Source organism: Methylomonas sp. LL1, from assembly GCF_015711015.1.
Classification (GTDB): Bacteria; Pseudomonadota; Gammaproteobacteria; order Methylococcales; family Methylomonadaceae; genus Methylomonas.
On the sequence record NZ_CP064653.1, the window covers coordinates 196,287 to 208,410 of the forward strand.

Below are 12,124 nucleotides of genomic sequence, written 5' to 3' on the forward strand. Positions count from 1 at the left end.
ATTATGAACAAAACCGCGTTTTTGCTGTGCCTGTTGCTCTGCACAACCGATGCGCAGGCATTTCGTTGTGGTCGCCAACTGGTTCAGGAGGGCGATCATAAACTGGATGTATTGGAAAAATGCGGCGAACCTGAATGGACCGATCAACGGATTACCGTGGTTGCTAGTCGATTGCGTCACCCCTATGGCGCGTTGGAATATGATCAATATGAAGAAATAGTCATCGACGAATGGGTCTATAACTTCGGATCAAGAAAATTCAAACAATTTTTACAGTTTGAAAATGGCGTGTTAAAGAAAATTAAAAATTTGAGTTATGGACGCTGATCAGGGATGGCTTTCCCTCTTTAACGAATTCATAGCGCGACTTTCCGGGATCATTACTTAAAAATCATATGACAAAGCAAAGCAGCAATACCGTTTGGCACCACGCTACCGTGTCTAGGATCAGGCGCGAGCAACAAAATGGCCACAAATCCGTGATTATTTGGTTTACCGGCCTATCCGGGGCAGGGAAGTCGACCTTGGCGCACGCGGTCGAAGAGCGTTTGTATCAATTAGGCTGCCGTACCTTTGTGCTGGACGGCGATAATGTTCGGCATGGCTTGTGCGGCGATCTCGGTTTTACCGATGAGGATAGGCAGGAGAACATCCGGCGCATCGCCGAGTTAGCCAAGTTGATGCTGGAAGCAGGCACTATTTCATTAACGGCCTTTATTTCTCCGTTCAGAGCGGAACGGAACTTGGCTAGAAAGCTGGTGCCGCATGGCGATTTTATCGAGGTTTATTGCTCATGCGATCTATCGATCTGCGAGCAACGCGATGTCAAGGGTCTATACAAAAAAGCCCGGCGGGGTGAAATCAAACACTTTACCGGCATATCCTCACCCTATGAAGTGCCGGAAAATCCGGAGTTGAGCATCGATACCGGTAGTCATTCCTTGGACGAATGCGTCGATCAGGTTTTGGCCTTATTGGTGGAACGCGGCATTATCAATAATGCTGAATAGGTAACTGCGATGAATTTTGATGTATTCAACGGCGACGCCGACGGTATTTGCGCGCTAATACAATTGCGCTTGGCGGAGCCGGTAGACGCGACATTAATCACCGGCGTCAAACGCGACATCAGCCTGCTAAAACGAGTCGATGCCAATGCGGGCGATATAGTCACCGTGCTGGATATTTCCCTGGATAAAAATCGCCAGCCCTTAGTGGAAATGCTGGACAATCAAGTCGAGGTGTTTTACGTCGACCATCATCAAGCCGGCGAAATACCCGAGCATCCTGGGCTGACGGCTTTGATAAATACCGACGCCAATGTCTGTACCAGTTTGTTGGTGGATCGCTATTTGGATCATCGCTTTACCGCTTGGGCCGTGACGGCGGCGTTTGGCGATAATTTGGAAGACAGTGCGGTTCTTGCGGCGCAAGGCTTGAATCTAACTTCGGCACAACTTGACTCGTTGCGGCAACTGGGCATATATATTAACTACAACGGATACGGATCGAGTGTGGAAGACTTGTATTTTGCCCCCGATCAGTTGTACCGTTTGTTATCCGGTTATGAATCGCCGCTTGATTTCATTGCCAGCCGCGCGGATATTTACCGGCAGTTGCGGGAAGGTTATGACGGCGATATGGCGCTGGCCGAGCACACAAAAGCTGAATTTAAAACCGATAAAGTTGCGGTTTTCATCTTGCCGGATGCAAAATGGGCACGCCGGGTTAGCGGGGTCTGGAGCAATGATCTCGCCAACCAGTATCCCGAGCGGGCGCATGCAGTGTTGACGCATAATCAGCAGGGTGGTTATCTGGTAAGCGTTCGGGCGCCGTTGAATAATAAGACCGGCGCTGACGAGTTGTGCAAGCAGTTTCCGGGAGGAGGAGGGAGAAAGGCTGCGGCGGGGATTAATCATCTGCCGCTGGAGTTTTTACCTACTATGATTCAAGCCTTCGAACAACGTTATGCATGAGGGATTGATAAGAGTTTCGAAATGGCATAACTGTTTAGTTGTTTATCAAAGTGGCGTTAGTATTTTTAAGTATTATTTTGGTTTTGGATCGAGTTAAGCTGTTTTAATAATTTAGTTGAGTGAGGAAATACGATGATGAAATATTTTATTTTTACAAGTGTGCTTTTGTTAAACAGCGTGATGTCTGGAGAAGCAATGGCGGATTGCGCTACAAATCAGTTGACGGATGCTTCGAATCCTACTCTAAACGACTTACTTTCAGGCCATACTGTTTGTGAAGCTGCAGGGGATGCGGCGGCTACGGGGCCTGACCAGTCATGGGGCGTGCAAGAAGAGCATCGGTCTGGAGGTGAATTGTGGGATTACAAAAGAGGGCCTTCTAGTACAATTGACCCTACTAAACTTATCGGAGCTTGGTCGGTATCAGGTACTGGAGCAAACACTGTAGTCAATTATAGTTACCTTGCCGGTGGCGGTGGCGGTATTTATAAAGTCTATAATAATGGTAATGCAAGCTACGATATTTGTAACGGTCCTGCTCGGGTTGCTACTGTTACTGTAGTGCCTAGCATAGGCTCAGGTTGTTCTGGGTTTGCTCATGGCGCGCCATGATATGTAGTATCTATTTATATTTTGGTATTTGATTTCTTCAAACCCCTTATCGTAGAGGTTTATGCGTAAGGGGTTTTTTATGCCTGTTTGTACTCTACATAGTAGAAAATTAGCCGTATCGCTATATAGGATAAAAATTTTATTTATGATTTAAATTATTATGCCTTATGTTTTGATTTTTATTTTTTATTTGTCTTTCGTGGTTTACGGTAGTTTAGTTCCTCTTGAATACAAGTATATTTCTATAGATCAAGCGATAATAAAATTTAAAAGTATCAAATATCTTTCATTAGGCATTGAATCCAGAGCCGACTGGATTGCCAATATTCTGCTTTATATTCCACTCTCGTTTCTGGCACTCGGTACTGTTCGGAATTGGCTAAAAAGCGGTTTTTTGGCCAAGATTATTTTTCCGATTCTGGTTTTGTCGTTTTGTTTGGCAACGGCTGTTGGCATCGAATTCGCGCAGCAGTTTTTCCCCCCGCGCACCGTTTCATTGAACGATTTAATTGCCGAAGCCCTCGGTACGGTCATCGGCATTGTTTTGTGGTTTGGCGTCGGTGAAAAATCCATCGCTTATAGTCGGCAAATGACTCATGGCAATTGGTTGTCCATCAAATCGGCAATCATCCTTTACTTGCCGGCCTATGTTTTTCTAAGTTTGTTCCCTTTCGATTTCGTCACCTCGATCGATGAGTTAAATAACAAACTTGCCGGCGGCCACGATGCGCTTTTCATCAATATTGATGACTGCGGGGAAAATCCGTTTCGCTGCTCGGTGAAATGGGTGGTGGAAATACTGGTATTAATGCCCTTGGGCGGGCTTTTTGCCGCACTACCTTATGTGCCGAATCGGAAAGGATTGGCCGTGGTCGTGGGGTTTTTGTTGGGACTGGCGATAGAGGGTACTCAACTATTTATTTTTTCCGGTAGCGCGCAAGGCTTCTCCATCGTTACCCGGATGCTGGGCATGGCGGCCGGCGTCAAAGCCTATAGTGTTTTCGCGGCTCTGGATTCGTCAACTCTCAAACCTTGGATAGGCAGGGTGATTGGGCTGGCTTTAGTTCCTTATATTGGGGTGGTGGCCGCCATCAATGGCTGGATGGACGGAAATTGGATTTCCATGTCAGCCGCGCGGCAGAAATTAGACGATACCCATTTTTTGCCGTTTTATTATTTTTATTACACGACCGAAACCGTCGCGCTGGTGAGTTTGTTAAGCAATATCGGTGCTTATATGCCGGTGGGCTTGTTGTTTTGGCTGAATGGCCTGAGAAATCCCGGACGGCCTAAAACTCATGGTTTTTGGGTGGGGCTAACTGCGGCGACTTTTGCCGTAATCATCGAGACAGGCAAACTGTTTTTGAAGGCAAAACATGTAGACCCCACCGATGTGTTACTGGCCTTTGCGGCCGGGGCGGGTACTTATTGGGCGTTGAATGGTATTCAGCGTGTGTTGGGCCAATCCAGGCGAAGAGATTCTTCTCTCTATCAGACTCGATCAATACCGGAAGATGAGTCTATCGGCTCGAGGGCGGAGGATTTTTCGGGCGCGAAATCCTTGCCGATAGACAAAAATGGCTTACTGCCGGCCGGTTTGATCGGTCTATTGATTGTTTACCAGATGATGCACTATCCGCTGATGCCGGTTTTGTTAGCGCTAGCTTTGCTTGCTTATGCGTATGCGCTATTGCAAAAACCTTTAATCGGTTTTTTTGTATTGCCGGCCTTGTTGCCACTCCTGGACCTCGCGCCCTGGAGCGGGCGTTTTTTCTTCGACGAGTTTGATCTGTTAATACTGTCGACTTTGAGCATGTGGTTAATTCGGCCTGTTGCTGAGCCAAGGCAGATGCCGGGTATTCGAATAGCCGGATTTTTTTGTATGGGTTTGTTTTTGCTGTCGTTGGGCGTCAGTTTAATGATAGGTTTGATGCCATTGCCCAGCATCGACGCCAATGCCTTTAGTAATTATTACAGCAATTTCAACGCATTACGGATAGCGAAAGGCTTTTTGTGGGGGCTGCTTTTAATGCCCTATTTGAATAGAATTTTGCCGGGTAGCCCCGGGCGAGATTATTTTTCAAGCGGATTATTGATTGGCCTGGTTGGACTGGCAATTTTCTCGATTATCGAGCGCTGGGTATTTCCGGGGTTGTTCGATTTTTCCACCGATTATCGAATCAACGGCTTGTTTTCGACCATGCACACCGGGGGCGGACATATCGAGTCCTATCTGGCGTTGACTATGCCTTTTATTGCCTCGCTGTTCTTTAGCGACAAACATCCGCTATTGGCTCGCGTGGGTGGGGGAGTACTATTCGTTTTAAGCCTTTACACGTTGTTGATGACTTTTTCGCGTGGTGGGATGATTGGTATTGCCGTGGCATTTCTGGTCTTGCTGGCGGGACTTTATTTTCATTTTAGCAGTCATCGGCGGTTAAAAATCTGGCAGTCGCTCGCGAGTGTCGCGCTTTTGTTGATCGCCATCGCCATGCTGGCCGTCCCGGTGTTCAAGGGCGACTTGATCAAACACCGTATCAGTGTGGCCGAAAAGGATAGCGAGAGCCGCCATAAACATTGGGCCGCGGCGATCGATATGATGGATGGCGATTTTGTGAGTCAAGCTTTCGGCATGGGCTTGGGAAGTTTTCCCCGTACGTTTTTTTGGTCGAATCAGGAAAATGCCCATCCGGCAATCTACCGTGTCGCGGCTGACAATGGCAATCAATTTTTGGCTTTACAGGGTGGTGATGCATTGTTTATCGGGCAGTATGTCGCCATGCAGCCGCATCAAAAGCTGAAATTATCCATAGAGGTGCGTAGTCCCGAACAAAATGCAGTGTTGTCTGTTCCAATCTGCGAGAAATCCTTACAATACTCGTTTCGATGTGTTTCCACTGAAATCAAGGTGGTCTCCGCCCAGTGGCAGCGCATCGTAAAGGACATAGACAGCGGCGATTTGGGCGCGAGTTCATCGGACATTGCAAATGGGTGGCCGAGTAGGCCGGTGCAGCTGGCACTCTATGCCGGCGGCGATGTCGGCAAGATTGTCGAGGTGGACAATCTAAGTTTGCAGGATGCAAAGGGTAATAATCTAATCAGTAATGGCGATTTCTCCGCGGGTACCGACCGCTGGTACTTTTCCACGGAAAAGCATAATCCCTGGCATATCTTCAATATTTGGGTACAAGTGCTATTCGATATGGGTTGGCTAGGTTTGTGCGCCTTTATTATATTGATCCTATATGTTTATTACCGTTTATTGAAATCCCTGCGGCACGACATCCATGCCCCAATTTTACTGGCTTCTTTCAGCGGGTTTTTGATTATCGGTTATGTGGATAGTCCATTTGACGCGCCAAGATTGACGTTTTTGTTTTTCATGCTGGTCGCTTTTGCAATTTTTGGCTGCAAGAGACCGGATAAATCATTGAGAAGATTAAATAAATAATGAACGACTTTATTCCCGGCCAACGCTGGATGAGTAACACCGAGTCGGAACTCGGTTTGGGTATGATTTTGGAAGCGGAGTTTAATCGCGTAACCGTGCTGTTTCTGGCCACCGGCGACAAGCGGGTGTATGCCAAGGATAATGCGCCGTTGACTCGCGTGCGCTTTGCCGAGGGCGATGTGATCGAATCGACCGACTACAGCAAATTGACCGTGCAGCAGGTGCAACAGCATGATGGACTGCTGAGTTATTTCGGACTGGATGAGGATGGCCAGTTTCTACAGATCGACGAGATGGAACTCAATCACCATATCCAATTCAACAAGCCGCAGGATAGGTTGTTTACCGGTCAGTTCGATCCCAGCGCCTGGTTCAGCCTGCGGTTTGAAACCTGGCGCCGGCAACGGCAACATCAACAATCGGCGGTCAAGGGCTTGCAGGGCGCGCGAGCGGCATTGATTCCGCACCAGTTGTACATCGCCCACCAAGCAGCCAATCGGATCGCGCCACGGATCATGCTGGCGGACGAGGTCGGTTTGGGCAAAACCATCGAAGCCGGTTTGATTCTGCATCACCGATTGATCAATGGTTTGAGCCAACGGGTGCTGATTTTGGTGCCGGAAGCATTGATGTATCAATGGCTGGTGGAAATGCTGCGGCGCTTCAATTTGCGTTTTAGTCTGTTGGATGAAACACGTTGCTTGTCTTGTCCGGAGGACAATCCGTTTTCGACCGAGCAATTGGTGTTGTGCAGCCAACAGTTTTTCGCCGATTTCCCCGAGCGTCAGGCTCAAGCCCTGGATGCCGGTTGGGATATGGTGGTGGTGGACGAGGCGCATCATTTGGAATGGAGTGAACAAGCACCGAGTAGCGATTATCTGTTTGTCGAGCAATTGGCGCACAGCGTGGATGGCTTGGTTTTGTTGACCGCCACTCCCGAACAGCTGGGCAAGGAAAGTCATTTTGCCCGCTTGCGCTTGCTCGACCCCGATCGCTTTTATAGCTTTCAGCAATTCGTCAAGGAGGAAAGCCAGTTTGCCCCGGTTGCCGAATTAGCCAATCAACTGATTTCGGGGCAGCGGTTGAATGCCGACCAGCAAACCCGGCTGAAAAACCTGTTGCAACAAGATAATGTCGACAAGTTGCTGCAACAATTCAATACCGAACCGGAGAACCATGAGGTGCGGGAGGAATTGATCAAGTTGCTGCTGGATCATCATGGTACCGGGCGGATTTTGTTCAGAAATTCCCGGCATACCGTGCAGGGATTTCCGGATCGCCAGCGCCATGGCTATCCCTTGCAAGGCGATGCGGGCGCCGAGTTGGCCGATAGTCCCTATTTTGTCTGGTTGGTCGCTAAGCTGAAAGAACTGGGCGAGGAAAAGGCGCTGTTGATTTGTCAGCGCGCGGACACGGTGATCAAGCTTGAGCAATTGCTGCGGCTGCATGTGGGCCATACCGCCGCCGTATTTCATGAAGGCATGAGCATCGTCGAGCGCGACCGTGCCGCGGCGTTTTTTGCCGACGACGAAAGCCGGGCGCAAGTCTTGTTATGCTCCGAAATCGGCAGCGAAGGGCGCAATTTTCAGTTCGTGCGGCATTTGATACTATTTGATTTACCGCGTAATCCCGATCTGTTGCAACAACGTATCGGCCGGCTGGATAGGATAGGCCAAAAGCATGTGATTCAGATTCATATTCCCTATCTGCTCGATAGTCCTCGGCATCTGTTGTTCCGCTGGTATGAAGAGGGCCTGGATGCCTTCCGGCATAATTGTTCGGCCGCCGGTCATGTCGCCAAGCAATTGGATGCCGAGTTGACCAAATTGCTTGTCAGCCTCGATCAGGATGCGATTGAGCGTTTTATTACAACGACCAAGGCACTGACTCGGCAAATTGAAGCCGAACTGCAAAGCGGCCGCGATCAATTGCTGGAGCTGAATTCATGTCGTCCGGACGAGGCGGCGGGTTTGATCGGGCAGCTGCATGCGATTGAAAATGATGGCGGCCTTTGGCCTTATATGGAAGCCCTGTTCGACTGCTATGGGGTGGATGTCGAGTATCATTCCAAGGATTGCCATATTCTATGGCCCAGCGAAAACTTGCGCATCGCCCATTTTCCGATGTTGCAGGATGATGGCTTGACCGTCACCGTCGACCGCGATATAGCGCTGGCGCGCGAGGATATGCAGTTCTTGACCCAGGAACATCCGATGGTGTTGTCGGCGATGGATTTGGTACTGTCCAGCGAAACCGGCAATGCGGCGGTCAGCATTATCAAGCAACCTCAGTTGAAAGCCGGGCGGTTCCTGCTGGAATTGCTGTTTGTGGTGGAGTGTAGCGCACCGGCGGAGCTGCAGATAGGCCGCTTTTTGCCGCATACGCCGCTTAGGGTTTTGATCGATCAGGACAAGAAGGATTTAACCGAGGCGATTACGCACGAGTCCATGCTGGAAACTCCGGATAGTATCGATAAGGAACAGATCAGCCAGTTCTTGAATAGTCAGCGTCAGCATATTCAAGACATGATTAAAGCCGGCGAGCAAAAAGCCCAAGCGCGCATGCAAAACCTGATTACCGAGAGTGGTAATCGGATGATCGCGGCCTTCACCGGTGAAATCAAACGCATGGTCAGATTGAAAAAAATCAATCCCGGCATCAAGGATCAGGAAATCCAGCAACTGAAGGAAATGACCATGTTGGCCCACGAAAGCATACAGGATGCGCAATTGCGGCTGGATGCGGTGCGGTTCGTGGTCACCGGCTAACCCTAGTGACATTTGGATGCGGGCCTCTGATAGTAATCCGGCTGGTTAACCTGAAAATCCAACATCCGATGGGCTGAACAACGAAAAGCCCATCGATGGATAAGGTAACGCCAGTCCGGTTATCAGTGGGTTTTGATCAGTACCGTGGTTTCGTCGAGTTCCACGCATTCGAACATCAGATCGTCGATGGAGCCGTCGATATGATCCACATAATGCAGGCCACACTCGTCGTCCGCTGTTTGATGCTTTAAAATGCCGTGTACGCAAAATGGCGCGTTCGATTCCGGCAGTATCATATTGATTCTGATGTTGCCGGTCATGTCGGTGGCAATCGGTTTTTTCAGCTTGACCCGGATGCCGCTATAACTGATGTCCAGAATGTCCGCGTCCAGAGCAATTTCTTGGTTTTCCGAATTGAAAATCAACCCGGCTTGTAAGCCTTTTGGTTTGATACGCTGGTGAATGCGTTTCTCGGATTTCATGCGTTTTCTCCCTCTAGCTAATCCACTGGATAGGCTAGGCATGTTTTTTTAGTTGTCCGATTAGGATTGTAGCGTTTTTTGCAAAAAAAACATCTGAATCGGATATTTATTTGCTGCTCGACAGGCGGCTCTCAACAAAGGTTAATTGATGTTATTTTCAGATTTGGAACTATCGGAACAGTTGCTTAAGGCTGTTGCCGAACAAGGCTATCTAACGCCTACGCCGATTCAGGATAAGGCCATTCCGGTTATTTTGCAAGGACGCGACGTGTTGGCGGGCGCGCAAACCGGTACCGGTAAAACCGCCGGTTTTACCTTGCCGTTGTTACAATTGTTGCAAAATCAACCGATTCCGCAGAAACCGCGCCCGGTGAGGGTGTTGATTCTGACGCCGACCCGCGAGCTGGCGATGCAGGTCTACGAGAGCGTCAGAACCTACGGCAGGCATTTGCCGTTTTTTGCCGAAGCCATATTCGGCGGTGTCAGTATCAATCCGCAGATCCAAAAAATACAGCGTGGCGCCGATATTGTGGTCGCCACGCCCGGCCGGTTATTGGATTTGATTCATCAACAGCATCTGGATTTGTCGCGAGTCGAGCATTTCGTACTGGATGAGGCTGACCGGATGCTGGACATGGGCTTCATCCGTGACATCCGCAAAATCATTGCTTTGTTGCCGCCCAAGCGGCAAAACCTGTTGTTTTCCGCTACCTATGCGCCGGAAATCAGCGCGTTGGCCGAACAAATTTTGCATGATCCGGTGGAAATCGCGGTTGCCAGGAAAAATGCGGCGGCCGATACTGTCTCGCAGTTGGTGTATCCGATCAAGCGTGAATATAAGCGCGAGCTGCTGTCGTATTTGATCGGCAATGGAAATTGGCGGCAGGTGTTGGTATTCGTCAGAACCAAGCACGGTGCCGACCGCTTGAGCAAACAGTTGATCAAGGACGGCATTCGTTGCGCTGCATTACACGGCGATAAAAGCCAAGGCGCGCGCGTGCGGGCCTTGGAAGATTTCAAGTCAGGCAATATCACGGCATTGATTGCGACCGATATTGCCGCCCGGGGTTTGGATATTGATCAATTGCCGCATGTGGTCAATTTTGACCTGCCGCAAGTGGCGGAAGATTATGTGCATCGCATCGGCCGAACCGGCCGGGCCGGCGCGGACGGCCAGGCCATTTCGCTGGTCGATCAGGAGGAAGCCTATTTGCTGGCGGCGATTGAAAAGCTGTTGAAGCGGGAAATTCCGCGAGTAGCCGATACCGGCTATGAAAAAGTATCGCTGGATATGGGGGCGAGCAAACCTAAAACAGCGCAAACTCCAAAGCCCGCGCCAAAACCACATGCCGCGCGATCGGTACGCCCCGCGGCAAAGCCGGGTTCGGCCAGGAAACCGGCTAGCCGCCAGCGTTCGGCGAATCGCTAGGCTTTGGGTCGGCAATATGCACCGCCAGCCAGATACAAACTGGGTTGCTACTGGTCCATTCCACCCTGTGTTTGCAATGCGCGGGGAGCAACAGATAATCGCCGGGGTTTAGTTCGACCGGTTCGGCGTCGGCAAAGCCGAGCCTGGCCTTACCTTGCAATAGGATGACCCATTCTGTTTGTTCTTGGTCGTACCAGGCGTTTTCCGCGCTATGGTGTCCCCTAGATAGAATGCGTTCAATCCGGATGGTAGGATTCTGAAACAAGGTTTGGCATAATTCATCGGGTAATTGTCGGGGAATGTCGGCAAATAGGGAGGCGAGGCTGATGTTCATTTCTCAATCGGGTTTGAAGGGGAGGGAGCATGGATCATAAAACTTTTTCTGGATTAATGGCGCTTGTGATAGAACGGGCGCCCGCTATCGTAAGATTGGTTAGGCGTGCTTGCGATCGGGCCAGATATCTGGATTTTCTGGCGCCGTTGCTATTGCGCTTGTATCTGGCGCCGGTTTTTTGGATGGCGGGAACCAAGAAATTCGCCAATTTTTCCGATACCGCCGACTGGTTCGGCAATAGCGAATGGGGCTTGGGCTTGCCGATGCCTTATTTATTGGTGTTTTTGGTCGCCTTGTTGGAAACCCTGGGCGCGTTATTTCTGTTGTTTGGTTTTGCGACCCGTTTGATGTCATTGCCTTTGATGGTCATCATGGTATTTGCGGCGCTGACCACGCATTGGAGCAATGGTTGGCTGGCGGTTGCGACCGGCAGCGGTATTTTTGCCAATGATAGGACCATGGGCGCCATGGAGCGTCTGGAGCAGGCCAAGCAAATCCTGCAATCGCAGGGCGATTATCAATGGCTGACAGAGCATGGCAATCTGGTGGTTCTAAATAACGGTATCGAATTCGCCGCGACCTACTTTGTGATGCTGCTGGTATTGTTTTTTATCGGCGGCGGGCGCTTTATCAGCGTCGATTATTGGTTGGTCCGAAAATATTTTAATGACTGATCAGCGGCGGGTGTTGGGGTCTTGTACCAGTATCCAGGGTTTCACCACAACCGCCCAGACCTCGGTTTTATCGTTATACCAGTCCTTAGCTTGCTGATCGGAGACCGGCCCAACGAGATTGTGTTTGAGCCAGTTTTCCACCAACGCTTTATTGTCGATAGAAAACTGATAAGCCACTTCGATCAAGTCCAATTGCTTGTCGACGGCAATCGCCAGGCCGGCGGCGAAGAAACGTTGTAATTCCGGCCAAGGGATTTGCGAGGTTTCCAGGTTGACCTTGGCTTTTTCCAGTTCGCTGCCGCTGTCTGTCATTTTGATGTTCCGGTTATAAAAGGGATGTTGTAGACTTGCCGGCTATTTTATCGCAACCTGCCGCAAAGCAGACCCGTGAGGAGTCA

At 49.8% G+C, this 12,124-nt stretch carries 11 protein-coding genes; 8 read left to right on the forward strand and 3 right to left on the reverse strand.

Annotated features, from left to right (window positions below):
* Positions 1-3: 3 nt before the first annotated feature.
* From IVG45_RS01355 to rapA, 6 genes are all read left to right on the forward strand, one after another.
* Complete coding sequence (locus IVG45_RS01355) at positions 4-327, forward strand: DUF2845 domain-containing protein (protein ID WP_196436114.1); 324 nt, start codon at positions 4-6, stop codon at positions 325-327.
* Positions 328-395: 68 nt separating this feature from the next.
* Complete coding sequence (gene cysC, locus IVG45_RS01360; protein WP_196436115.1) at positions 396-1,010, forward strand: adenylyl-sulfate kinase; 615 nt, start codon at positions 396-398, stop codon at positions 1,008-1,010.
* A gap of 9 nt (positions 1,011-1,019) precedes the next feature.
* Entirely contained in the window at positions 1,020-1,976 is a 957-nt protein-coding gene (locus IVG45_RS01365; protein WP_196436116.1) for a DHH family phosphoesterase, read from the forward strand.
* Positions 1,977-2,108: 132 nt separating this feature from the next.
* A complete protein-coding gene (locus IVG45_RS01370; protein WP_196436117.1) occupies positions 2,109-2,588 on the forward strand; it encodes a hypothetical protein in 480 nt (159 codons plus the stop codon).
* Between the two features lie 160 nt (positions 2,589-2,748).
* A complete protein-coding gene (locus IVG45_RS01375) occupies positions 2,749-6,039 on the forward strand; it encodes a VanZ family protein (RefSeq protein WP_196436118.1) in 3,291 nt (1,096 codons plus the stop codon).
* Positions 6,039-8,807 (forward strand): RNA polymerase-associated protein RapA, encoded by a 2,769-nt coding sequence (rapA, locus tag IVG45_RS01380; RefSeq protein WP_196436119.1) that lies wholly within the window; start codon positions 6,039-6,041, stop codon positions 8,805-8,807. Before IVG45_RS01375 ends, rapA begins: the two co-directional genes overlap by 1 nt.
* A gap of 122 nt (positions 8,808-8,929) precedes the next feature.
* Here the strand turns inward: rapA and IVG45_RS01385 are convergent, their stop codons facing one another.
* Positions 8,930-9,289, reverse strand: a complete 360-nt coding sequence (locus IVG45_RS01385; protein WP_196436120.1) for a PilZ domain-containing protein — start codon at positions 9,287-9,289, stop codon at positions 8,930-8,932.
* 148 nt (positions 9,290-9,437) lie between these two features.
* On the opposite strand from IVG45_RS01385, the gene IVG45_RS01390 reads away from it, so the two are divergent.
* Positions 9,438-10,718, forward strand: a complete 1,281-nt coding sequence (locus IVG45_RS01390) for a DEAD/DEAH box helicase (protein WP_196436121.1) — start codon at positions 9,438-9,440, stop codon at positions 10,716-10,718.
* Here IVG45_RS01390 and IVG45_RS01395 read toward each other — a convergent pair.
* Positions 10,690-11,052, reverse strand: coding sequence for a cupin domain-containing protein (locus IVG45_RS01395; RefSeq protein ID WP_196436122.1), 363 nt, complete (start codon positions 11,050-11,052; stop codon positions 10,690-10,692). The genes IVG45_RS01390 and IVG45_RS01395 overlap by 29 nt on opposite strands.
* 29 nt (positions 11,053-11,081) lie before the next feature.
* Here IVG45_RS01395 and IVG45_RS01400 point away from each other — a divergent pair, with 29 nt between their 5' ends.
* Entirely contained in the window at positions 11,082-11,726 is a 645-nt protein-coding gene (locus IVG45_RS01400; RefSeq protein ID WP_196436123.1) for an HvfX family Cu-binding RiPP maturation protein, read from the forward strand.
* Here IVG45_RS01400 and IVG45_RS01405 read toward each other — a convergent pair whose 3' ends face one another.
* Positions 11,727-12,038 carry a DUF2288 domain-containing protein gene (locus IVG45_RS01405; RefSeq protein ID WP_196436124.1) on the reverse strand — a complete coding sequence of 104 codons (312 nt, stop codon included), beginning with the start codon at positions 12,036-12,038 and terminating at the stop codon, positions 11,727-11,729.
* Between the last annotated feature and the right edge of the window lie 86 nt (positions 12,039-12,124).